General features: G+C 66.7%; 19 protein-coding genes, 1 pseudogene and 2 riboswitches. Of the genes and pseudogenes, 5 read left to right on the top strand and 15 right to left on the bottom strand.

Annotated features, from left to right (window positions below):
* Nucleotides 1-56: 56 nt before the first annotated feature.
* The 3 genes from FCN77_RS07600 to mmsB form a co-directional block, all read right to left on the bottom strand.
* Nucleotides 57-1,514, bottom strand: coding sequence for an HNH endonuclease signature motif containing protein (locus tag FCN77_RS07600; protein ID WP_137321780.1), 1,458 nt, complete (start codon nucleotides 1,512-1,514; stop codon nucleotides 57-59).
* Between the two features lie 146 nt (nucleotides 1,515-1,660).
* Nucleotides 1,661-3,145 carry a CoA-acylating methylmalonate-semialdehyde dehydrogenase gene (locus FCN77_RS07595; protein WP_137321779.1) on the bottom strand — a complete coding sequence of 495 codons (1,485 nt, stop codon included), beginning with the start codon at nucleotides 3,143-3,145 and terminating at the stop codon, nucleotides 1,661-1,663.
* 31 nt (nucleotides 3,146-3,176) lie between these two features.
* Nucleotides 3,177-4,079 (bottom strand): 3-hydroxyisobutyrate dehydrogenase, encoded by a 903-nt coding sequence (gene mmsB, locus FCN77_RS07590; RefSeq protein WP_137321778.1) that lies wholly within the window; start codon nucleotides 4,077-4,079, stop codon nucleotides 3,177-3,179.
* A 142-nt stretch (nucleotides 4,080-4,221) separates the two neighbouring features.
* Here mmsB and FCN77_RS26705 point away from each other — a divergent pair.
* Nucleotides 4,222-4,362 (top strand): annotated as a pseudogene (locus tag FCN77_RS26705) (LysR family transcriptional regulator); the annotation flags it as partial.
* 449 nt (nucleotides 4,363-4,811) lie between these two features.
* Nucleotides 4,812-5,126, top strand: coding sequence for a LysR substrate-binding domain-containing protein (locus FCN77_RS26700; protein ID WP_254678897.1), 315 nt, complete (start codon nucleotides 4,812-4,814; stop codon nucleotides 5,124-5,126).
* A gap of 25 nt (nucleotides 5,127-5,151) precedes the next feature.
* On the opposite strand, the gene FCN77_RS07580 is transcribed toward FCN77_RS26700, so the two are convergent.
* The 4 genes from FCN77_RS07580 to FCN77_RS07565 all read right to left on the bottom strand — a co-directional run bounded on the left by FCN77_RS07580 (nucleotide 5,152) and on the right by FCN77_RS07565 (nucleotide 10,593).
* Nucleotides 5,152-6,270 carry a zinc-dependent alcohol dehydrogenase family protein gene (locus FCN77_RS07580; protein WP_137321777.1) on the bottom strand — a complete coding sequence of 373 codons (1,119 nt, stop codon included), beginning with the start codon at nucleotides 6,268-6,270 and terminating at the stop codon, nucleotides 5,152-5,154.
* Nucleotides 6,271-6,276: 6 nt separating this feature from the next.
* Nucleotides 6,277-7,659 carry an MFS transporter gene (locus FCN77_RS07575; RefSeq protein ID WP_137321776.1) on the bottom strand — a complete coding sequence of 461 codons (1,383 nt, stop codon included), beginning with the start codon at nucleotides 7,657-7,659 and terminating at the stop codon, nucleotides 6,277-6,279.
* Between the two features lie 171 nt (nucleotides 7,660-7,830).
* Nucleotides 7,831-9,012 carry a homoserine O-acetyltransferase gene (locus FCN77_RS07570; RefSeq protein WP_137321775.1) on the bottom strand — a complete coding sequence of 394 codons (1,182 nt, stop codon included), beginning with the start codon at nucleotides 9,010-9,012 and terminating at the stop codon, nucleotides 7,831-7,833.
* A gap of 12 nt (nucleotides 9,013-9,024) precedes the next feature.
* A riboswitch (SAM riboswitch) is annotated at nucleotides 9,025-9,140 on the bottom strand.
* A 136-nt stretch (nucleotides 9,141-9,276) separates the two neighbouring features.
* Nucleotides 9,277-10,593 carry a bifunctional o-acetylhomoserine/o-acetylserine sulfhydrylase gene (locus tag FCN77_RS07565; RefSeq protein WP_137321774.1) on the bottom strand — a complete coding sequence of 439 codons (1,317 nt, stop codon included), beginning with the start codon at nucleotides 10,591-10,593 and terminating at the stop codon, nucleotides 9,277-9,279.
* Between the two features lie 62 nt (nucleotides 10,594-10,655).
* Nucleotides 10,656-10,771, bottom strand: a riboswitch (SAM riboswitch).
* Nucleotides 10,772-10,931: 160 nt separating this feature from the next.
* Here FCN77_RS07565 and FCN77_RS07560 point away from each other — a divergent pair.
* Complete coding sequence (locus FCN77_RS07560) at nucleotides 10,932-11,570, top strand: VOC family protein (RefSeq protein WP_137321773.1); 639 nt, start codon at nucleotides 10,932-10,934, stop codon at nucleotides 11,568-11,570.
* Between the two features lie 123 nt (nucleotides 11,571-11,693).
* On the opposite strand, the gene FCN77_RS07555 is transcribed toward FCN77_RS07560, so the two are convergent.
* Entirely contained in the window at nucleotides 11,694-12,461 is a 768-nt protein-coding gene (locus FCN77_RS07555) for a CPBP family intramembrane glutamic endopeptidase (RefSeq protein WP_137321772.1), read from the bottom strand.
* A 93-nt stretch (nucleotides 12,462-12,554) separates the two neighbouring features.
* Between FCN77_RS07555 and FCN77_RS07550 the strand changes: the two genes are divergently transcribed.
* Entirely contained in the window at nucleotides 12,555-13,235 is a 681-nt protein-coding gene (locus FCN77_RS07550; RefSeq protein ID WP_137321771.1) for a histidine phosphatase family protein, read from the top strand.
* A 22-nt stretch (nucleotides 13,236-13,257) separates the two neighbouring features.
* On the opposite strand, the gene FCN77_RS07545 is transcribed toward FCN77_RS07550, so the two are convergent.
* Genes FCN77_RS07545 through tdh form a run of 4 tightly spaced genes read right to left on the bottom strand, consistent with a single transcriptional unit; the run spans nucleotide 13,258 to nucleotide 17,964 of the window.
* Complete coding sequence (locus tag FCN77_RS07545; RefSeq protein WP_137321770.1) at nucleotides 13,258-14,475, bottom strand: amidohydrolase family protein; 1,218 nt, start codon at nucleotides 14,473-14,475, stop codon at nucleotides 13,258-13,260.
* 11 nt (nucleotides 14,476-14,486) lie between these two features.
* The gene (locus FCN77_RS07540; protein ID WP_137321769.1) at nucleotides 14,487-15,614 is read right to left on the bottom strand and encodes an FAD-binding oxidoreductase; all 1,128 of its coding nucleotides are present in this window, start codon (nucleotides 15,612-15,614) and stop codon (nucleotides 14,487-14,489) included.
* A gap of 39 nt (nucleotides 15,615-15,653) precedes the next feature.
* Nucleotides 15,654-16,862, bottom strand: a complete 1,209-nt coding sequence (locus FCN77_RS07535; protein WP_137321768.1) for a glycine C-acetyltransferase — start codon at nucleotides 16,860-16,862, stop codon at nucleotides 15,654-15,656.
* Between the two features lie 55 nt (nucleotides 16,863-16,917).
* Nucleotides 16,918-17,964: an L-threonine 3-dehydrogenase gene (gene tdh / locus FCN77_RS07530; RefSeq protein ID WP_137321767.1), complete on the bottom strand. Its 1,047-nt coding sequence runs from the start codon at nucleotides 17,962-17,964 to the stop codon at nucleotides 16,918-16,920.
* A gap of 159 nt (nucleotides 17,965-18,123) precedes the next feature.
* Here tdh and FCN77_RS07525 point away from each other — a divergent pair, with 159 nt between their 5' ends.
* Nucleotides 18,124-19,035, top strand: coding sequence for a LysR family transcriptional regulator (locus tag FCN77_RS07525; protein ID WP_137321766.1), 912 nt, complete (start codon nucleotides 18,124-18,126; stop codon nucleotides 19,033-19,035).
* A gap of 91 nt (nucleotides 19,036-19,126) precedes the next feature.
* Here FCN77_RS07525 and gatB read toward each other — a convergent pair whose 3' ends face one another.
* The 3 genes from gatB to gatC are packed head-to-tail and all read right to left on the bottom strand — an operon-like array spanning nucleotide 19,127 to nucleotide 22,533.
* The gene (gene gatB / locus FCN77_RS07520; protein ID WP_137321765.1) at nucleotides 19,127-20,635 is read right to left on the bottom strand and encodes an Asp-tRNA(Asn)/Glu-tRNA(Gln) amidotransferase subunit GatB; all 1,509 of its coding nucleotides are present in this window, start codon (nucleotides 20,633-20,635) and stop codon (nucleotides 19,127-19,129) included.
* On the bottom strand, nucleotides 20,635-22,233 hold the full coding sequence (gene gatA / locus FCN77_RS07515) for an Asp-tRNA(Asn)/Glu-tRNA(Gln) amidotransferase subunit GatA (RefSeq protein ID WP_137321764.1): 1,599 nt from the start codon (nucleotides 22,231-22,233) through the stop codon (nucleotides 20,635-20,637). The genes gatB and gatA overlap by 1 nt, the downstream gene beginning before the upstream one ends.
* A gap of 3 nt (nucleotides 22,234-22,236) precedes the next feature.
* Nucleotides 22,237-22,533 carry an Asp-tRNA(Asn)/Glu-tRNA(Gln) amidotransferase subunit GatC gene (gatC, locus tag FCN77_RS07510; protein ID WP_011691167.1) on the bottom strand — a complete coding sequence of 99 codons (297 nt, stop codon included), beginning with the start codon at nucleotides 22,531-22,533 and terminating at the stop codon, nucleotides 22,237-22,239.
* Nucleotides 22,534-22,623 lie beyond the last annotated feature (90 nt).

Below are 22,623 nucleotides of genomic sequence, written 5' to 3'. Positions count from 1 at the left end.
AATCCAGTCATCCTATTGCTCCGCTGAAGGCACCACTAGTGGGGATGCTCCATCCCTCAGGCGGCAAGCGCGCTACGGAGGCGCGTCCGTTTCAGGATTTTGGCGCGGTGCAGCAGTTCGCATCTCGGGCGCCGGTTTGTTGGCAGCACCGAGCCGGGCAACGGCATTCCGGGCGGCGTCCCGGGCAATGGGGGCGCAGTGGATTGATAACTGTGCCCGGTCGGAGTGTGGATTTGCAGGGTGTGTCGGGGTCCGGGGCGTGGTTCGGCGCCCCAACCGGGTGCTTCCTTGCTCTGGTTGCAGGCTTCGCAAAGTCCCTCGCCATTTTTGAGGCTGGTGGACCCGCCATCGCGCCACGGAACGATGTGGTCGTGGTGGCGGACCGGTGCATCGCAGTAGGGTGTGCGGCAGGTGTCATCCCGGGCCTGGATGAAACGGCGCAGTGCTGTGGGGAAGAGCCGCGCCCGGGAATCCATCGCTATGAGTTCCCCGTTGCCCGGAGCCGTGTAAAGCCGGCGAACCCAGGCAGTGAACGGAGCTGTAGCCGGGCCAGCAACAGCTTCGCCGCCCGGGCTTTCCAGCAAGGGTGTGACCGCCGATCTGGCCCAGTTGGCAGTGACGATGCCGTACCCGGGGAGGCGGGCCGGTTCGCTGTCGCCCTGGAAGAGAGTCCGGTCGGTCATGACGAGCTGGATTTCAATGCCGCTGATCCCGCCCGGCGTCCCGGTCACGCGTTCAACCAGCTCATCGGCCATGATCTGCCCACGGGAGCGGCTGTCACCGGCCGAACGCAGTCTGTCAGCTTGCCGGGTGAGCGCTGCTTGGACGGCCACGCCGGCGGTGACCGGAAGCAGCGCGGTCAGGTAACACATGGTGTCCGGAGCCGGACGGAGGCTCACGTGCCGGTCGGCCACGGCGTTCCGCGCCCGGTTGACGACCGAGCGCGGATCCAATCGGTAGGCCGCTGCCCGTGCCGCGCCGACGACGGTCCGGTCGCCGGCGCCGGCCAGGGCCCCGGAATCCGCGGCGAGCTGCTCATCGACCGCGCACCGGTCCGCCGCGGACAGGCACGCCGTTTCGCGCACCAGCAACGTGGCCCGCCACTCATTCAGCTGCCCAGCCTCCAAAGCGGAGAGCGTGTGGGGCATCTCCGTCACAAGGGCTTTGGCCAGGCCCAGCAGCCGTCCACCGCGGGCAGGCGATTCACGACGGGCGAGGGCGATCTGAGCGGCGATGCCCTTCCCCAGTTCATCCGCCGGAAGCCCGGCTTCAGCCTGGGCGCGGCGCTGCAGCTGATCAAAGGCCACCGACAACCGGGCCTGACGGGCAGCCAACGCAGACTTCCTGTCCTCCAGCGCCCGGATCTCATCAATCAGCCGCGCACCCTCCTCCTCGGACACGCCACGGCACAGCGCCAAGGCTGCGTCCTCTGCTACCGGCTCCTGACCACAGCAGCAAGCACAATCGCACCCCACCGTTGCCAGAGCCGCTTCGGACCCCCCAATACCGTCCATAACCCAAGTGTCTCTCTGGGCTATGACATTAATGTCTGGGACATTATTGGCGGTGCCAAAACAGCCCGTGCCTCCTGCCTTAGCAGTGAGGGCACGGGCTGTTTCAGGGCAGCGACCCGCCTGATTCGGTCCGGGCCGCCTGACGCTTAGTCGACCTGCGGGAAGCCGAGGTCGATCACGGACGTGGACGGATCCGGCCAGCGCGTGGTCACAACCTTGCCGCGGGTGTAGAAGCGGATGCTGTCCGGGCCGTACATGTGGGTGTCGCCGAAAAGCGAGTTCTTCCAGCCGCCGAAGGAGAACGTCCCCACCGGAACCGGGATGGGCACGTTGACGCCCACCATGCCGGCCTCGACGTCGAACTCGAACTGGCGGGCCGCCCCGCCGTCGCGCGTGAAGATGGCCACGCCGTTGCCGAACTCGTTGTCGTTGACCAGCCTGACGGCGTCGCTGTAGCTCTCCGCGCGGACCACCGACAGCACGGGGCCGAAGATTTCGTCGTCGTACACCTTCATGCCTGGCTTCACGTGGTCCACCAGGCTGACCCCGATGAAGAAGCCGTCCGAGTCGAAGGCCTGGGCACGCCCGTCCACCACCACCGTGGCGCCTTCATCCGCTGCCCCCGCCACGTAGGAGGCCACCCTGTCCCGGTGTTCCTTGGTGATCAGCGGACCCATCTGCGAGGCCGGATCCGTACCGGGACCGATCTTGAGGTCCGCCATGCGGCTGCTGATCGCCGATACAAGGTCGTCGGCAATGTTGCCCACCGCCACGAGCACGGAGACGGCCATACACCGTTCCCCCGCGGAGCCGTACGCGGCTGAGATGGCGGCATCCGCGGCCATGTCCAGGTCCGCATCCGGCAGGACCACCATGTGGTTCTTGGCACCGCCCAGCGCCTGGACGCGCTTGCCGTGGTCGGCCGCACGCTTGTAGATGGACTGCGCGATCGGGGTGGATCCCACGAAACTGACGGCCTTCACCCCCGGGTGCTCCAGCAGCACGTCCACCGCTTCCTTGTCGCCGTGGACCACGTTCAGGACCCCCGGCGGGAGGCCCGCCTCGGCGAACACCTCCGCGATGAAAACGGCCGACGACGGGTCCTTCTCGCTGGGTTTGAGGAGGACGGTGTTTCCGCACGCCAATGCGCTGCCGATCATCCACAGCGGCACCATGGCGGGGAAGTTGAACGGGGTAATGCAGGCAACTACGCCCACCGGCTGGCGCACCGAGTGGACGTCCACGCCGCTGGAAACCTGTTCCGACCGCTCTCCCTTGAGCATGTGGGAGAGTCCGGTGGCGAACTCGATGTTTTCCAGGCCGCGGGAGATCTCGCCCTCGGCGTCGGAGAGCACCTTGCCGTGCTCGCTGGTGAGGATGGCGGCCAGTTCGGGCTTGCGCTGCGTCAGGAGTTCCCGGACGCGGAAGAAGATATTGGTGCGCTTGGCCAGGCTGGTGGCCCGCCAGCCGGGCAGGGCGGCCTGGGCGGCGGCGATGGCTTCCTCGACGCGGGCGGCCGAGGCCAGGGCAACCTCCTTCTCCTGCGCACCCGTGGCGGGGTTGAAGACGGGGCCGAAGCGGTCGGCGTCGCTGATCAGGGCGCCGTTGATGAAGTGCGGAATGCGTTGCATGGAAATGTCCTTTTCGTGGTTGCGGCTGCGGCTAGTTGGAGGTCTCGAGCGAGCCGTCGACGAGTTTGATGATCATCGAGCAGTCCTTGCCGGACTGGCCGGAATCGATGAGCCGCTGGAAGAGGGTCTGCACGTGCTCGCCGATTTCCAGCGGGGTGCCGGTGTCGCGGGCGGCGCTGATGGCGAGGCCGATGTCCTTGTTGGCGAGCTCGGTGGTGAAGGTGGGGGCGAAGTCGTTGTTGGACGCGGCGGTGGGAACCACGCCGCCCACCGGGTACCAGGTCCGCAGTGCCCAGCTGTCCCCGGAGGAAACCGAGGCGATGTCCCAGAAGACCTGCTTGTCCAGGCCCAGGCGCTCGGCGAGCACGGCACCTTCGGCGGTGGAGGCAAGGTTGATGAAGAGCATCAGGTTGTTGCAGATTTTCGCCGCCTGCCCTGTCGTGGCGCCGCCGGTGGGGATGATGTTGGAGGCCATGGGACGGACGTATTCGGTGGCGTCGGCAACGGCTCCCGCCTCGCCGCCGATCATGAACGTGAGTGTTCCGGCCTTCGCCCCGCTCATGCCGCCCGACACCGGGGCGTCCACGAAGCGGTAGCCGGCGGCAGCGGCGGCGTCGTGCAGTGCCTGCGCGGAGGCGATATCGATGGTTGAGGAATCCACCAGCAACGTCCGGGTGTCGGCGTGCGCAAGGACGCCGTCCCCGCCCAGGTACACGGCACGGGCATGCTCGCCCTTCGGCAGCATGGTGAACACGACGTCGGCCCCGTCCACCGCTTCGGCGATGCTCGCCACGGGCTTCACGCCGCCGGCCTCGGCAGCCGCCACTGCCTCGGGATTGAGGTCGAAACCGCGGACGTCATGCCCTGCCTTGGCCAGGTTGATTGACATGGACCCACCCATGTTTCCAAGACCGATCCAAGCGACAACTGCCATGGCGAAAGCTCCTTTGCTTCGTGGACCGGCCGATGCGGCCGGACGTTCCGTGTCCACCATCACACCCTGTTACAGTGCAATCAAGGGGAAAAATTACAGAGGCTATGTGCATTGATGCACACCGATCCGAAAAGGCTGCACCATGGATTTGAACCGGCTGCCGAGTCCGGATGACTTGCTGATCCTGTTGACCGTGGCCCGGCTGGGCCGGTTCAACGCCGTGGCAGACACGCTGGGCACCACCCACACCACCATCTCCCGCAGGATCCTCGCCCTGGACAGGCAGCTGGGCGGACGGACCCTGGAGCGGAGCCCGCACGGCTGGGAACTCACCGAGCTGGGCGGCCAGGCCGTCGCCGCCGCGGAAGCGATCGAGGCGACGCTCGGCTCCCTGACCGGCGCCATCAGCAACGGCGACGCCACGCTCTCCGGCCTGGTCCGGATCAGCACTTCGGACGGGTTCGGCGCGGAATTCGTCGCGCCGGCGCTGGTCCGGCTGCAGCAGGCGAATCCCCTGTTGAACGTGGAGATGCTCAGCGCCACGCGCAAAGTCAGCCAGAACCGCTCCGGCGTGGACCTGGAAGTGGTGGTGGGCCGGACGGAAGTCACCAACGCGCAGCCCATCTTCCTCACCAACTATTTCCTGCGCCTCTACGCTAGCCCGGCTATGTCCGGTCCCGCGGGCTGCCCGCAGCCCTGGACGATGTCCGGGATCACGGCTTCGTTTCCTACGTGGAGTCGGCGCTGCAGGTGGCCGAGCTGGGGCACCGGTCCTCGCAGCTGCCCGCCCCCAAATCCAGCTTCCAGGCCACCAGCGTGTTCGCCCAGGTGGAGGCTGTCCGCTGCGGCGCAGGCATCGGCCTGCTGCCGAACTTCATGGTGGCGGACAACCCGGAGTTCGTTCCGGTGCTGCCGGAGCTGTTCCAGCGCCAGCTTCCCATCTGGGCCGTGGCGCGGCCGGAGTCCCTGCGATCGGCGCCTGTGCGGGCCGTGGTGGATGCGCTCAAGGCGGAAGTGTCAGGCCGCCAGGAAATCCTGGCGGCCTGACACACACGCGCCTACCGAGGCGCGCCTACGCCCGGAACAGCCGCCGAACCACCTCGCCGGCGGCGAGGGCATCGAGGCCTTCGTTGATCTCCGCCAGCGGCTTCGTGTCGGTGTGCAGCAGCTCCACGGGCAGCCGCCCGGCCCGCCAGTGGTCAAGGTACAGCGGGATGTCCCGCTCCGGCACGGCGTCACCCATGTAGGAACCGAGCAGCCGTTTCCCGGCGCCGGCGAACTGCAGGGCCCCGACGGTAAGTTCCGCGGACGGTTTCGGCAGTCCGACGCAGACGACGGCGCCCCCTCGCGTTACGAGGTCCAGGCACGCGGCGATGACGCCGGCGGACCCCACGGCCTCGACGGCGGTGTCCACACCATCGCCGGTCGCCTCGGCGACCAGCCGGGCGGAGTCGTCGGGAGTTCCCACTGCGGTGGCGCCGCACTCCCGGGCGAGCTGGTGCTTGCCTTCGTTGGGGTCGATGGCTATGACGGCGGAGGCGCCAGCCAGGGACGCCGCCATCACGGCGGAAAGTCCGACGGCCCCTAGCCCGAACACTGCCACCGACTGCCCGGCGGTGACGGCCGCCGTGTTCAGCACGGCCCCCATTCCGGTGAGCACCGCGCAGCCGAACATGGCCGCAACGGTGTCCGGGACGTCCTCGCCGATCACCACCACGGATTCCCGCGCCACCACGGCATAGTCCGCGAAGGCCGACACCCCGAGGTGGTGGTTGATCCGCTCCCCCGCCGGCGTCCGCAGCAGCGCCTCACCGTGCAGGAGGTCGCCCGAGCCGTTGACCTCCGCGGCGCGGTGGCACAGTGCCGGGCGGCCGGAACGGCACGCCCGGCAGTCGCCACAGCTGGGAACGAAGACGAGCACCACGTGATCGCCTTCGGAGACATCGTCCACTCCCTCACCGACGGACACCACCCGCCCCACGGCCTCATGCCCCAGTGCCATCGGCAGCGGCCTGACCCGCGATCCGTCCACCACCGAAAGATCGGAGTGGCACAGGCTGGAGTACGTGATGGCGACGCCGAGCTCGCCTGGCCGCGGTTCGGGCCGGTCCAGTTCCTGGATCAGAAGCGGACGGGCTTCGGTGTAGCCGGTTCCGGCGGGAACGGTGGCATAGAGGACTGCGGCGTGCATGGGCGGCTACTTCTTCCCGGAGGCAAGAAGGTCCGCCGTGCCCTGTGCGTCCGCGGCGTCGACGTCGTGCAGCGAGATGCCGCGGGTCTCCTTGAGGAAGTACACGGAAACGGCTGTCACGATGCAGGCGCCCAGCAGGTACAGCGCCACCGGCGTGGAGGACTTGAAGGTGCTCAGCAGGGCCGTCGCGATGATCGGCGCCAGCGAACCGGCCACGATCGAGGTGACCTGGTAGCCCAACGAGACCCCTGAATAGCGCATCCGGGTGGGGAACATCTCGGCCATGATGGACGGCTGGCCGGCGTACATCAGTGCGTGGAAGAGCAGGCCGATGGTGATGGCTGCGAGGATGACGAGGTCATTGGCCGTGTTCATCATGGGGAAGGCGAAGAAGCCCCAGGTGCCGCCGAGGACGGCGCCGGCCATGTAAACAGGGCGGCGGCCGAAAGCGTCGGACATCTTTCCGACCAGCGGCACCGCGCAGAAGTGGATGAGGTGTGCCACGAGCAGGAGCAGCAGGATCCGGGCCGTGTCGGCCTGGACGATCACCTTCAGGTAGGTGATGGAGAACGTAACCACAAGGTAGTAGAGGATGTTTTCCGCGAAACGCAGTCCCATGGCGGTGAACACGCCGCGGGGGTAGCGGCGGAAGACCTCGGCCACGCCGTAGCCCTTGTTCTCAACAACGACTTCCTTGCGTGCTTCAAGGAAGATCGGGGCGTCCTGGACCTTGGTGCGGATGTAGTAGCCGATGATGACGATCACCGCGGACAGCCAGAACGCAACGCGCCAGCCCCAGCCGAGGAAGTCCGCGGACGACAGGGTGGAGGACAGGGTGAACAGCACGCCGGTGGCCAGCAGGTTGCCCATCGGTACGGCGGACTGCGGCCAGCTGGCCCAGAACCCGCGCGACTTGTTCGGGCTGTGCTCTGCCACGAGGAGCACTGCGCCGCCCCATTCACCTCCGACGGCGAAGCCCTGGACGAAGCGCAGGAACACGAGCAGCGCCGGGGCCAAATAGCCGATCTGCGCAAAGCCGGGCAGGCAGCCCATCGCGAAGGTGGAGACGCCCACCAGGATGATGCTGAGCTGGAGCAGCTGTTTCCGGCCGAACTTGTCGCCGAAGTGGCCGAAGACGATGCCACCGATGGGGCGTGCAACAAAACCCACAGCGTAGGTGACGAAGGCGGCAATGATCCCGTCCAGTTCCGTGCCGGAATTGGGGAAGAACATCTTGCCGAAAACCAAGGTGGCCGCGGAGGCGTAGAGGAAGAACTCATACCACTCAACAACAGTGCCGGCCATGGAGGCCGTGACCACTTTCTTCAGGCCTGAGGCCTTGACGTCAGTCTCATCTGTGCGCCCTGCGGCAGAGTTTTGCGTACTCATGTGTGAACTCCTTCGGCGTCTCCGTCGACACCATGTGGACCATTCCGTAGCGAACGCGTGTGATGTGCACCACCAATGCGCCGGTCCCCTAGAGTATGGACTCACATTGCCGCAGGCTCAACGCCATTTTCTGCAGGACTGCTCTGCATAAATGCACATTGAGCCGACGGCCTATGCGAAGAAGTTCTCCCGCAACTGCACGTTGAGCTGGCCGATCTCGGTCAGGAATCCGTCGTGGCCGATAGGTGCCTCGATCACGTGTACCGGCACGTCGCCTGGAAGTGCCGCAGCGAGTTCATGGGACTGCGCGGGGAAATACAGCCGGTCGGTATCCACGGCGGCAATGAAGAATTCCGCCCTGGCCTGAGCCAGGGCTTCCTTGAGCGAGCCGCGCCCCCGCGCCACGTCGTGGCTCATGAGTACTTCCGTGATGGCGATGTAGCTGTTGGCATCGAAACGCCGCACCAGCTTGGTGCCCTGGTGGTCGAGGTAGCTCTCCACCTGGTAGCGGCCCCGGTCCCCCAGCGAGACTGCCTGCAGTGGCGCTTCGCCGCCCTGGGCGCTGCGGCCGAAGCGGGTCTCCAGCTCATCCGCGGAGCGGTACGTGATGTGCGCGATCCTGCGGGCAAGGGCCAGGCCGGCCTCGGGCTCCTGGCCGCCGTAGTAGTCGCCCCCGTTGAAGTTGACGTCCTGCCGGATGGCCAGGGTCTGCGCCTGGGCGAAGGCGATCTGCTCGGCAGTGCTGCTGGCACCGATGGAAATCACGCCGCAGCGCCGGACCCGGTCCGGGTAGCTCACCGCCCATTCCAGGGCGCGGGCCCCGCCCATCGATCCGCCCAGCACCGCGTACCAGCTGTCGATGCCCAGAACGTCGGCCAGCCGGGCCTCGGCGGCCGTGGTGTCGCGAAGGGTGACCAGGGGGAAACGTGAGCCCCACGGCTTCCCGTCCGGGGCTGGAGTGGAGGGGCCGGTGGAGCCGTAGCAGCCGCCCAGGATGTTAATGGAGACGACGAAGTACCGGTCAGTGTCAACGGGTGCACCCGGGCCGGCAAGCTGCTCCCACCAGCCCTCCTCGTCGCTGGCTCCCCTCGTCACATGCGTGCTGCCGGTCAGCGCGTGCTGCACCAGTACGGCATTGGAGCGGTCGGCGTTCAGGGTGCCCCACGTTTCGTAGGCGAGCGTTATCTCCGGCAGGTGGCCGCCCGCTTCCAGGTCAAGACTGCCGATGCTCAGGAACTTGACGGTTCCATCAGGGGCGGTTCCATCAGGGGCCGTGCTGGTATTCACTGTGTTGGTATTCACTGTGTGAATGTTTGTTTCGGGTACACCACTGCGGGTGACGGCAATCGTCATTTGAAGACCTCTTCTTCGCGCTTGCCCGCCGCCAACTGGCCGGCAGGCCAGGTCTTCACCCGGGGCACCCCGCCGCGAAAGGAGGGTTGCCGGCCAGCAAGCCGGGGCTGTCACTGGCACTCATGACCTGAAACGAGTCTACGAAATGCGTCCGTGCAATGGCGAAGATTGTGACACCAATATGACTCCCGGCGTCGAGGCGCCGGGAGTCACAGGGGTTCAGCGCTGCGGCGGCAGGCCCGTCGGGGCGGCCGCGCCGGCGCCTCAGTCGCCCTTGGCGGCGCGGAATCCGGCGTCGAGGTCAGCGATGATGTCATCGATGTGTTCGAGCCCCACCGACAGCCGGACGAGGCCCGGCGTCACGCCGGCAACCGCCTGCTGCTCGGCGGTCAGCTGGCTGTGCGTGGTCGACGCCGGGTGGATGACCAGGGAGCGCACGTCACCGATGTTCGCCACGTGGGAGTGCAGTTCCAGGGCGTCCACGAACCGCTTACCGGCTTCGGCACCGCCGGCGATGTTGAACGACACGATGGCGCCGGTGCCTTTGGGCCCGTACTTGCGGCCGCGTTCGTACCAGGGGCTGGACGGCAGCCCTGCATAGGCAACGGATTCGACGTCGTTCCGGGCTTCCAGCCACTCGGCAACGCTCACCGCATTGGCGACGTGACGCTCAACGCGCAGGCTCAGGGTTTCCAGGCCCTGGGCAATGAGGAAGGCGTTGAACGGGGAGACGGCCGAGCCAAGGTCGCGAAGCAGCTGCACGCGGGCCTTGAGGATGTAGGACAGGTTGGCGCCCAGGGCACCGTCCGCGCCGAGGTCCCGCGCGTACACCAGTCCGTTGTAGGTGGGGTCGGGGATGTTGAAGCCAGGGAATCTTTCGGGGTCCTTGCCGAAGTCGAAGTTGCCCGAGTCCACAATTACCCCGGCGATGGCACTGCCGTGGCCGCCGAGATACTTCGTTGCCGAGTGCACCACGACGTCCGCGCCCCACTCCAGCGGCCGGATCAGGTAGGGAGTGGACAGCGTGTTGTCCACGATCAGCGGGACGCCGGCTTCGTGGGCGGTGCGCGAGACGCCCTCGATGTCCAGGACGTCCTGGCGGGGATTGGACACCACTTCGGCGAAGAAAAGCTTGGTGTTGGGCCGGACAGCGTCCTTCCAGTGCTGGAGGTTGTCCGGATCCTCGACGAACGTCACCGAGATGCCGAACTTCTTCAGGGTGTGGGCCAGCAGGTTGTAGGTGCCCCCATAAAGGCTGGGGCTGGCCACCACGTGGTCGCCTGCTTCGGCGACATTGAGGATGGCGAACGTTTCGGCTGCCTGCCCGGAGCTCAGCAGCAGGGCCGCCAGGCCGCCTTCGAGGCTGGCGACGCGCTGTTCAACCGCGTCCTGGGTGGGGTTGCCGATCCGTGTGTAGATGGGCGCAAGCTCGGCCAGCGCGAAGCGGTTGGCGGCGCTTTCGGCGCTGGGGAACACGAACGACGTCGTCTGGTAGATGGGCAGCGCCCGCGCGCCGGTGGCGCTGTCCGGCTCCTGGCCGGCGTGGATCTGTCGGGTTTCAAATGACCATGCGTTGGACATCGGGAAGCTCCTTCTTGGGAAGGGCACCTGTGCCGGAGGCAGGATGTGCCGTCCCAGGGCTGGTGCCGCGCTTGCCGCCCGGCGGGCGCCGGAAGGCCTGGTCTTCACCCGGGGCACCCCACCGCGGAACGAGGGTTGCCGGCCAGCAAGCCGGGGCTTGATGCTGGCGCTCATGACCTGGGCCCAGTCTAGGAAAGGGAAGATGCGCGTGAACAGCTTTGTGACGAAGGACGTCAACCCCCTGGTTCCGGCGGCTCCCGGGCGCCCGTTCGGGACATCCCATCAAGGTTAGGGGACCCTTAGCTGAGAGCTCCATCACAAAGTGTCAAGATGATGGCATGCGCATGGATCACGTCTCTTACGCCTGTGAACAGGATGGCCTGGCAGCCACCACCGAACGTATTTCGTCCGCCCTCGGCGTCGAAGCCGTAAAGGGCGGGGTGCACCCCCGTTTCGGCACCCGTAACATGATCATCCCGCTCGCCGGGCACAAATACCTGGAGGTTGTGGAGGTCCTTGACCACCCGGCATCCGACAAGGCTCCGTTCGGCCAGGCCGTCCGGGCACGCTCCGCCGCAGGCGGCGGCTGGATGGGCTGGTGCGTCGAAGTGGACGACCTGGCACCGTTCGAAGAACGTCTGGGCCGCGCCGCCGTCAACGGCAACCGCAAGTTCCCCGACGGCCGCGAACTCGTCTGGAAGCAGATCGGCATTTTGGGCCTCATCGCGGACCCGCAGGTGCCTTACATGCTCAAGTGGGAAGGCGATCCGGACCTCCACCCGTCCAACGCCTACGCAAGCAACGTCAAGATGTCCAGCCTCACCATTGCCGGCTCCGCGGAGCGGGTCACAGAATGGCTGGGCGAGCCGGTCGAGAGGCCGCTGGAGGACGTTGCGGTGAACTGGATCGCACCGCACGGGACGCCGGGAATCCTTTCCGTCACTTTCGAAACCGCCTCCGGGGCAGTAATCATCTGATCCTGATCCACCGTGTGGTCCGCCATGGGCCACGGGCAGCGCGCTGCCCCTGAACTTCGGCCGCTATCAGCGGGTGCCAATGACGTCACCCACCGATAGCGGCCGAATCCTTTTAACTAGCAACTACCCCAGCCCAATGGCCTTGCCGAAGAGGCTGAAGCCGACGAAGGCCACGATGTCCAGCACCGCGTGCGCGATGACCAGCGGCATGACGCGGCGGGTCCTGGTGTAGATCCAGGCAAACACAACGCCCATCACGGCGTTGCCGATGAACGGGCCGAAGCCCTGGTAGAGGTGATAGCTGCCCCGGAGCATGGAGCTGGCGAAGATGGCCAGCGGCATGCTCCATCCGAACTTGCCGAGCCGGTCCAGCAGGTACCCCACCACGATGACTTCCTCCACGATGCCGTGCCGCACCGCGGAAAGAATCAGTACGGGCACGGTCCACCAGTACGAGTCCAGGGCACTGGGAATGATCGCGGTGGTGATGCCCAGCGCCCGGCCGGCGGCATAGAGTCCCAGGGAGGGAATGCCGATCAGTGCCGCGAGGCCCATGCCCTGGAGCAGGTCCTTGCCGGGGCGGGCAAAGTTGAAGCCCAGTTTGCGGAAGGCGGAGGCGCCGGACTCCCCCGCCGTCCGGTGCCCGGTAAGGAAGTAGATCACCAGCACCACGGGAACCAGGGCGAACACAATGTCCAGCAGCTGGTACGTGAGGTCGAAGTACTCGCGGGTGCTCTGCGAACGGTTGAGGGTGGAGGTCCCTTCCGCGAGGGGCGCCCGGGTCAGCTTGTCCAGCAACTGGACCACGGAGTACACGGCGGACTGCCCCAGTGACAGACCCAGGACGATCCAGACTTCTATCCGCAGACGACGGCGGGAGGGAACCAGCATGTTCCTATCTTGCCTGCACTTTCTGGTTCTTTCCTGTCCGCCGCCCTGCGGGCGCTCCGGGACCGTCTGCACCGGGGCCTATGCTTGGAATTTATGAGTGAGCCCGGGAAAATCATCATGATCCGGCACGGCCAGTCCGCCGCCAATGCCGACACCTCCATCTATAACCGGGTGCCCGACTACCGGATTCCGCTGACGGAACTCGGCCTGGAACAGGCGAAGGCAGCCGGTGAACAGGTCCGCCGGGAACTGGACGGGCGGCAGGTGTGTGTTTACGTCTCGCCCTACCTCCGGGCCTACCAGACCCTCGAAGCGCTCAACCTCGGATCCCTCGTGGAGCGGGTCATCGAAGAGCCCCGGCTCCGCGAGCAGGACTGGGCGAACTTCCAGATCGCCGGGGAGATCGAGGACCAGAAGGAACTACGGAACGCCTACGGCCACTTCTTCTACCGGTTCCGGGAGGGTGAATCCGGCTCGGACGTCTACGACCGGATCTCGTCCTTCATGGAGACCCTGCACCGGCACTGGTCCAAGCCCAGCTATGCTCCGAACGCCCTCTTCGTCACCCACGGGCTCACGATGCGGCTGTTCTGCATGCGCTGGTTCCACTGGTCCGTGGAGTATTTCGAGTCCCTCAACAACCCGGACAACGCCGAAGTGCGGACCCTGGTGCGCACCGACATGGGCAAATATGAGCTGGACAAGCCGTTCAGCCAGTGGGTGGACCGCCGTGTGGACGAGACGGTCCTGGACGCCCCGCCGATGGTCTTCTAGCCGGCCGCAGCCCGCACCGACGTCAGCGGGCGCGGACGCCCGCCCGCCAGACGGCGTGGGTCAGCGGGATGCCCGGCCGGTAGGCCAGGTGCGTGGCGGAGGGGGCGTTGAGCAGGTGCAGGTCCGCACGGTGGCCGACGGCCACCGAACCCACCGCCCGTTCGCCGTCGACGTCGTTCCCCACTTCCCGCCGGAGCGCCAGCGCGCCGCCGTAGGTGGCGGCCCGGACGGCCTCGTGGACGCTGAGCCGCATCTGCAGCACGGCGGTGGTGACGCAGAACGCCATCGAGCTCGTATAGGACGTGCCAGGGTTGCAGTTGGAAGCCAGGGCTATCGGCACCCCGGCGTCGAGCAGTTCCCGGCCGGGCGCCAGCGGCTGGCGGGTGGAGAGGTCGCAGGCGGGCAGGCACGTGGCCACGGTTCCACGGCTTCCAATGCCGCGCGTTCCGGACTCCTTGCCGCCGGCCCAGCTGGCGGCCAGGGCATCGATGTCCGCGGCGGAAAGGTAGTTCACGTGGTCCACGCTGGCCGCGCCGAACTCCACGGCCAGCTGCACGCCGGGGCCCTGGCCCAGCTGGTTGCCATGGACCCGGAGGCCCAGTCCGGCGTCCTTGCAGGCCTGGAGCACGCGGCGCGACTGCTCCTCGTTGAAGGCGCCCTGCTCGCAGAACACGTCCGCCCAGCCGACGTAGGGACGGACTGCGGCCAGCATGGGCCCGCACACCAGGTCCGTGTATTCGTCTGCATCGGCTCCGGCCGGGACCAGGTGGGCGCCCAGGTAGGTCACTTCGTCAGCCACGGTGGAGGCGATGCGGGCGCTGCGCGTCTCGTTCTCAAGGTCCAGCCCGTAGCCGGTCTTGGTTTCCAGGTACGTAGTCCCCTGGGAAACGGCCTCGGCCACCCGGCCAAGGGCCAGCCGGGTGAGGTCGAAGTCGCTTGTGCTCCGGGTGGCGCCGGTGGTCACCGCGATGCCCCCGGCGCTGTAGCTCTCGCCCGCCATGCGGGCCTCGAACTCGGCGGTCCTGTCGCCGGCGAAGATCAGGTGCGTGTGAGAATCCACCCAGCCCGGCAGCAACGCCCTCCGTCCCGCGTCCACGGCGTCGTCCGCGGCGGGGGCGCCGGACGCCGGCCCGATCCACGAGATGCGCTCCCCCTCGATCACCACGGCGGCATCTTTGAGGACGCGGTGCTCCGCGTCCTGGGTCATCAGTTCGGCAATGTTGGTGATGAGGGTGCTCATGAGTCCATTCTTCAGTGCCGGATGGACCAGCGCGTGGCGGCCAGCGCCGCTGCTGTCCGGGATGCCGGACCCAGGCCGGCGTCGTCGTCCCGGACGCGCTGCCCCACAGACGGCCCGGCCAGAATCAGTTCGGCGGCCAGTTCCGCGATGCCGGAGGACGTCTGGAAGCCATAGCCGCCCTGCCCGGCGAGCCAGAAGAATCCGGTGGCTTCGGCGTCGAACCCCACGACCGGAACGCCGTCGGCGGCTTCGGTGCGCAGTCCGGTCCACGCTGTCCTGACGTTTTTGATGCCCAGGGTGGTGACGGCGTTGAGCCGCGCCACCAGCGCATCGACGTCGCCGGGATAGGGTTTCGCATCCTCCGGTCCGCTCGGCACGGATTCCGACGGCGAAATCAGCACGTCGTTGCCTTCCTTGCGGAAGTAGAACGATTCGTCCGCCGCCGCCACCATGGGGCAGGATTCCGGGAGGGGACGTTCGACGTCGACAATCGCCACCGTGCGGCGGTACGGCTGGAGACCGAGCTTCTCCACGCCGCTGATCACAGCCAGCTCATCGGCCCAGGCGCCGGCCGCGTTGACGACGGTGCCGGCCTGGAAGGCTTCCTGGCCGGCGCCGAGCTCCCAGCCGGATCCCACCCGCTGGGCGGAATGCACCCTGGCACCGGTGATGATGTCCACGCCGCCGGCCTCTGCCCGCTGCCTGTGGTCCTCCAGCAGCACGGGCGCGTTGCAGGCGAAAGAGCCGGTATCCAGGCCGGCCGTTGTGAAGAACCCGGGATCCAGCACCGGGCACAGTTCCAGGGCCTCGGCATGGGAGATCCGGTGCATGTGACCGCTGGCTTCCTCGCGGACCGTGTCCTCGTCGCCGATCAGCATGAAGCTGCGCGGCGACAGCACGGGCTCGGGCATTTCCGCATCCCGGGACGCTATCAGCCCCAGGGTGCGGAGGGTCAGTTCCTGCACTACGACAGGGCCGTAGCTGGGGATCAGTTGCCGGGCCGAACGCGCCGACGTATGGTACGCCAGCGACTGTTCGGCCTCAACGAGGGCCACACTGCATTTACCGGCCAGGGCAGAGGCCAGGGACAGCCCGGCAATGCCGCCGCCCACAATCACCACATCGTAATTTGCTGACATGCCTACATCCTTGCACCCGTCAGGACGTCACGTCAGTACCTAGGACTCCACCGCGTTGCGGCTGTCGACGAACGCGCGGACGCACGCTTCGACATCCTCTGCGCTGTGTGCGGCCGAGAGCTGGACCCGGATCCGGGCCGCACCCTTGGGCACCACGGGGTAGCTGAACGCGGTGACGAACACTCCGTGGTGGAGCATCCGGTCGGCCACCTTGGCGGCCATCACGGCATCGCCGAACATTACCGGCACGATGGCGTGCTCGCCGTCGAGCAGTTCGAAGCCTTCCGCCGCCATGCGGCTCCGGAACAGCTCGGCGTTGGCGAACAGCTTGCTGCGCAGCTCTGCGGAGTTCTCCACGAGGTCCAGGGCCTTCAGCGTTGCCGCGACAATGGCCGGTGCGAGTGAGTTGGAGAACAGGTAGGGGCGTGCCTTCTGGCGGAGCATGGCCACCACTTCGGCGCGGCCTGAGACGTACCCGCCGGAGGCGCCGCCCAGCGCCTTGCCGAACGTGCCGGTGTAGATGTCCACCCGGTGGCCCACGCCGGCGTGCTCGGGGGTTCCGGCGCCGGTGGCGCCCATGAAGCCCACAGCGTGCGAGTCGTCCACCATCACCAGGGCGTCGTACTTTTCAGCCAGGTTGCAGATCGCTTCGAGCGGGGCCAGGTAGCCGTCCATGGAGAAGACACCGTCCGTCACGATGATCTTGCGGCGGGCGGGTTTCTCCTGCGTGGTGGCCTCGATCAGTTTCGCTTCAAGGTCCGCCATGTCGCGGTTGGCGTAGCGGAACCGCTGGGCCTTGCAGAGCCGGATGCCGTCGATGATGGACGCGTGGTTCAGGGCGTCGGAGATGATGGCGTCCTCGGGACCGAAGAGGGACTCGAACACGCCCCCGTTGGCATCGAAGCAGCTGGAGAACAGGATGGTGTCCTCCGTGCCCAGGAACTTCGAGACGCGCGCCTCCAGCGCCAGGTGGAGATCCTGGGTGCCGCAGATGAAGCGGACGCTGGCCATGCCGAAGCCGCGCTCGTCCATGGCGGCCTTCGCGGCCGCAATGATGTCCGGGTGGTCCGCCAGGCCCAGGTAGTTGTTGGCGCAGAAGTTCAGCACGTCTGCTCCCGACTCGCCGATCTGGCCGGCCGTGATGTGGCTGGCCTGGGGCGAGTCGATGTGGCGTTCGGTCTTGAACAGGCCCGCGGTGCGGATCTCATCCAGCTCGCTCTGCAGCTGGTCCTTGATGGCTGAATACATGGGGTGCGCTCCTCAGCGGGGTGAATTCTTGTACGTTGCCGAAAATTGTGGGGTTTTAGAAAACGGTCCAGTCGAGGACAACCTTGCCGCCTACGCCGGCGCGGGCAACCTCGAAGCCCTTCTCCCAGTCCGTGGCGGGCAAGGCGTCCGTCACCACCGCCGAGATGTTGGCATGCAGCACCGGGTTGGAGGACAGCATGGCGCTCATGGCATACCAGGTCTCGAACATTTCCCGGCCGTAGATGCCCTTCATGGTCAGCATATGCGTGACCACCTTGCCCCAGTCGATGTCGATGGACTGGCTCGGCAGGCCCAGCATCGCGATGCGGCCGCCGTGGTTCATGTTGTCGATCATCTCCGGCAGAGCTGTGGGGTGGCCGGACATTTCCATCCCGATGTCGAATCCTTCGCGCATGCCCAGCTCGCGCTGGGCGTCCTTGACGCGCATCTTCGAGACGTCGATGGCAAGGTCCACACCCAGCTGGCGGGCCAGTTCCAGCCGCGGTGCCGAGACGTCCGTGATGGCGATCTTCCGGGCGCCGGCGTGGCGGGCCACGGCAATGGCCATGAGTCCGATGGGGCCGGCCCCGGTGATCAGGACGTCCTCGCCGACAAGCGGGAAGCTGAGGGCGGTGTGGACGGCGTTGCCAAAGGGATCAAAGATCGCGCCCAGCTCGGGGGTCACGGACGGGTCCTGGTGGACCCAGACGTTGGTTTCGGGGATGACAACGTATTCGGCGAACGCGCCGTCGCGCTGCACGCCGACGCTCACCGTGTGGATGCACATCTGCTTGCGTCCGGCGCGGCAGTTCCGGCAGATGCCGCAGACGATGTGCCCTTCGCCGGAGACGCGGTCGCCCACCTTGACGTCCATGACGTCCTCGCCGGTTTCCACTACTTCGCCATAGAACTCGTGGCCGGCAATCAGCGGAGCCTGGATGATGCCCTGTGCCCACGCATCCCAGGACTGGATGTGCAGGTCTGTGCCGCAGATCCCGGTGGTCATCACGCGGATCTTCACGTCGCTGGGGCCGGTTTCCGGCTCGGGGCGGTCCACCAGCTCAAATCCAGCGTGTGCGCCGGCCTTGTACAGAGCCTTCATTGGCTTCCTAACTCTCGGTGTTGCGGTCTGAATCCTGCGGTTGCCCCGCGGTGGTGCTGCGCGGCTGGCTCCCTTCATTAGAACCACAAAGAAGCATTAGCACAACCGAATTTATCTCAATCGACGATTTAGGAATCTCTAAGCAATAGAATCGGAGGCATGGAAATCCATCAGCTCGAAATGCTTCGGGAACTCGGCGCGCTGGGCAGCGTCAAGGCGGTCGCCGAAACACTCCTGGTCACACCCTCCGCCGTATCCCAGCAGCTGGCGGCGCTACAGCGAAGCGTCGACGTGCCGCTGACCCGCAAGGAGGGCCGGAACCTGGTGCTTACCGAGGCCGGCCAGGCACTGGCCGACGCCGGGGCCGCCGTCGTGAGCGCCATGGCGGACGCCCGGATGGCGATCGGCGCGTACCACGGCTCCACGGTCGCCCCCGTGACGGTGAGCGGCTTCCACAGCGCCGGGCAGGCACTGTTCGCACCGCTGGCCCGGCTGCTGGACTCACCCGACAAACCCCGGGTGCTGCTCTCGGACGAGGACGTGGCCCAGCAGGACTTCCCGGCGCTCACTGCACGCTACGATCTGGTGCTGGCACACCGCATGGACCACAGCCCGCGCTGGCCGGAGGAGCGGGTGGCCGTCATCCCTCTGGCGCACGAGCCGCTGGACGTGGCGTTGTCCGCCGGGCACCGGCTGGCGGGGAAGGAAATCCTAACGGCGCACGACGTCGTCGGCGAACCCTGGGTGACCAGCCACACCGGCTACTCCCCCGCGGATGTCCTGTCCGCCGTCGCGGCCGTGTCCAGCAGGGAACTGAACATTGTCCACCGGATCAACGACTACTCCACCGTGGCGGGACTGGTGGCAACCGGCAGCGTGATAGGGCTGCTGCCGCGGCATACCGCACGGCCGGTGCTGAATCCGGAGATTGTCCTGCGGCCGCTGCAGGGCATCAGCACCCGCCGCCGCATCGACATCCTGGCCCGCCCGGAAAACCTGAAACGGACCTCGGTGATGATGGTCTGCGAGGCCCTGGAAGACATCATGGCCGGACTTGTGGGCCAGGCGTAGGCGACACTTAACCCAACTGGGTCGCAGTAGATGTCGTTATGAGCGTTCTAAACGACATTAACTGCGACCCGGTTGGGTTAAAACGGGTGAATCAGCCTTCGACGCCGAGCTTCTGCAGGATCAGCTCGCGAACGCGGTTGGCGTCGGCCTGCCCGCGGGTGGCCTTCATGACACCGCCCACGATCGCGCCGATGGCCTGCAACTTGCCGCCGCGGATCTTCTCCGCGACGTCGGGCTGCGCGGCGAGGGCCGCGTCGATGGCTTCCAGCAGGGGGCCGTCGTCGGAGACCACGGCCAGGCCGCGCTTCTCCACGATCTCCGCGGGGGTGCCTTCGCCGGCGAGAACGCCGTCGAGCACTTCGGCGGCCATCTTGTTGTTGATCTTGCCGGCTTCGACCATCTTGTTCAGTTCCACGATGGTTTCGGGCTTGACGCCCAGCTGGCCGGGATCGACGTCGGCGTTCTTGGCGCGGCCCACGATCTCGCCCATCCACCACTTGCGGGCCACCGTGGCGGTGGCGCCGGCGGCGATGGTTTCCTCGATCTCGTCCATGACGCCGGCGTTGACCACGTCGCGGAATTCCAGGTCCGAATAGCCCCAGTCGGCCTGCAGGCGCTTGCGGCGCTCGGCTGGCGGCTCGGGCAGGGTGGCGCGCAGTTCCTCCACCCATTCGCGGGAAGCGACGATCGGCACCAGGTCCGGTTCCGGGAAGTAGCGGTAGTCGTCGGCGTCGGACTTGGCCCGGCCCGACGTCGTCGAGCGGGTGTCCTCGTGCCAGTGGCGCGTTTCCTGGATGACCGGCTCGCCGGAATCCAGGACCGCTGCGTGCCGCTGGATCTCGTAGCGGACGGCATGTTCGACGGCGCGCAGCGAGTTCACGTTCTTCGTTTCCGAGCGGATGCCGAAGCGTTCGCGGCCGTGCGGGCGCAGCGAGACGTTGGCGTCGCAGCGCACGTTGCCACGCTCCATCTTGGCGTCCGAAACGCCGAGGTTCTTGACGATCTCACGCACCGCGGCCACGTAGGCCTTGGCCAGTTCCGGAGCACGGCTGCCGGCGCCCTGGATCGGCTTGGTGACGATTTCCACCAGCGGAACGCCGGAACGGTTGTAGTCCACCAGCGAGTAGTCCGCACCCTGGATGCGGCCTGCGGAGCCGCCCATGTGGGTCAGCTTGCCGGCGTCCTCTTCCATGTGGGCGCGCTCGATTTCGACGCGGAACACGGTGCCGTCCGAAAGTTCGATGTCCAGGTAGCCGTCGTACGCGATGGGTTCGTCGTACTGGGACGTCTGGAAGTTCTTCGGGGTGTCCGGGTAGAAGTAGTTCTTCCGGGCGAAGCGGCAGGTCTCGGCGATCTTGCAGTTGAGCGCGAGGCCGATCTTGATGGAGGACTCGATTGCGGTCCTGTTCACCACGGGCAGCACGCCCGGCATGCCGAGGTCAACTTCGTTGACGTTCGTGTTGGGCTCGTCGCCGAAGACGTTCGGCGCGGAGGAGAACATCTTGGTCTTGGTGTTGAGCTCCACGTGGACCTCGAACCCCAGGACGGGATCGTACTTCTCCATGGCCTCTTCGAAGCTCAGGGTTGCGTCAACGCTCATTATTTTGCCTCCTGGGTTTCGAGGGTCTCGACAGGCTCAACCACCGAGGTGGCCAGAGCCGGGGCCTGGGCCAGGAGCGGTCCGCCCCATTTCGCCTCGAGCAGGGATTCAAGGACAGCACCCACCCGGTACAGGCGCGCATCCTGGCGGGCCGGAGCCAGCAGCTGGATGCCCACGGGCAGTCCGTCCTCGTCGGCCAGGCCGCCTGGCAGGGAGAGCCCGGGGACGCCCGCCATGTTGGCGGGGATGGTAGCGACGTCGTTGAGGTACATTGCCAGCGGGTCGTTGAGCTTCTCGCCCAGCTTGAACGCCGTGGTGGGCGCGGTCGGGGAAATCAGCACGTCGGCCTTGGCGAACGCGGCCTCGAAGTCACGCTGGATCAGGGTGCGGACCTTCTGGGCCGAGCCGTAGTAGGCGTCGTAGTAGCCGGCGCTGAGCGCGTAGGTGCCCAGGATGATGCGGCGCTTCACTTCGTCGCCAAAGCCTGCGGCGCGGGTGGCACCCATGACGCGTTCGATGGTGAGCGGCGCATCCTTGGGTAGGACGCGCAGGCCGTACCGGACGCCGTCGAACTTTGCCAGGTTGGAGGAAGCCTCCGACGGCATGATCAGGTAGTAGGCGCCCAGCGCGTACTTGAAGTTGGGGCAGGACACCTCAACGATTTCCGCACCGGCCTGCTTGAGCAGCTCCAGCGATTCGTTGAAACGGTTCTCGACGCCGGCCTGGTAGCCCTCACCGTGGAGTTCCTTGATGATGCCGATCTTCATGCCGTCCACATTGCCCAGCCGTGCCGCGGCAACGAGGTCCTCCAGCGGGTCCTGCAGGGACGTGGAGTCATAGGGGTCGTGGCCGCCGATGACCTGGTGCAGGAGCGCCGAGTCCAGCACGGTGCGGGAGACCGGGCCGATCTGGTCCAGCGAGGAGGCCATCGCAATGGCGCCATAGCGGGACACGCTGCCGTAGGTGGGCTTCACGCCCACGGTGCCGGTGACGGCGCCGGGCTGGCGGATGGACCCGCCGGTGTCCGTGCCCAGGGCAAGGGGCGCTTCAAACGCGGCGACGGCGGCAGCCGAGCCGCCGCCGGATCCACCGGGGATCCGGTCCAGGTCCCACGGGTTGCGGGTGGGGCCGTAGGCCGAGTGCTCCGTGGAGGAACCCATGGCGAATTCGTCCAGGTTGGTCTTGCCCAGGATGGGCATCTTGGCGTCGCGGAGGCGCTTGACCACCGTGGCGTCGTACGGGCTGAGCCAGCCTTCGAGGATCTTGGAGCCGGCCGTGGTGGGCTGGCCGACGGTGACGATGAGGTCCTTGACGGCGATGGGCACGCCGGCGAGTTCGTGGAGTTCCTCGGCGGCAGTACCGCCGGCGGCGCGGATGGCGTCCACCTCTGCGGCGACGGCGAGCGCCTCCTCGGTGTTGACGTGCAGGAAGGCGTGCACTCCGCGCGGGCCGCCGTCAACCGCTGCGATGCGGTCCAGGCAGGCCTGGGTGACCTCGACAGAGGTGACTTCGCCGGCCGCGAGCTTCTGGGCGAGCTGGGCCGCGGAGAGCCGGATCAGGGCGGAGCTGGAAGAGTCGGTGCTGTTCAGTTCAGTCATGTATCAGTCCTCATCCAGGATGGCCGGAACCTTGAAGCGGCCTTCGTATGCGTCGGGGGCACCGCTCAGGGACTGCTCGGCTGTGAAGGTGTGGCCCACAACGTCCTCGCGGAACACATTCGTCAGCGGGATGGGGTGGGACGTGGCCGGGACATCATCACCGGCGGCTTCACTTACGGACTTCACTGATTCGACGATGACGGCGAGTTCGCCGGCCATCCGGTCCAGCTCTTCAGCACTCATCTCGATGTGCGCGAGACGCGCGAGATGCGCGACGTCGTCGCGGTTGATCGCAGCCATGGATCTCCCCTGCAATGTAGTTTTGGTTTCCCCCATAGTCTACGTTGCAACAGTGTGCCCGCCTGACGACCCCCAGCGGGCGTCAGACGG

It is taken from the genome of Arthrobacter sp. 24S4-2 (genome assembly GCF_005280255.1).
Lineage (GTDB): Bacteria > Actinomycetota > Actinomycetes > Actinomycetales > Micrococcaceae > Arthrobacter.
This window is presented reverse-complemented; position numbering and strand designations above follow the sequence as displayed.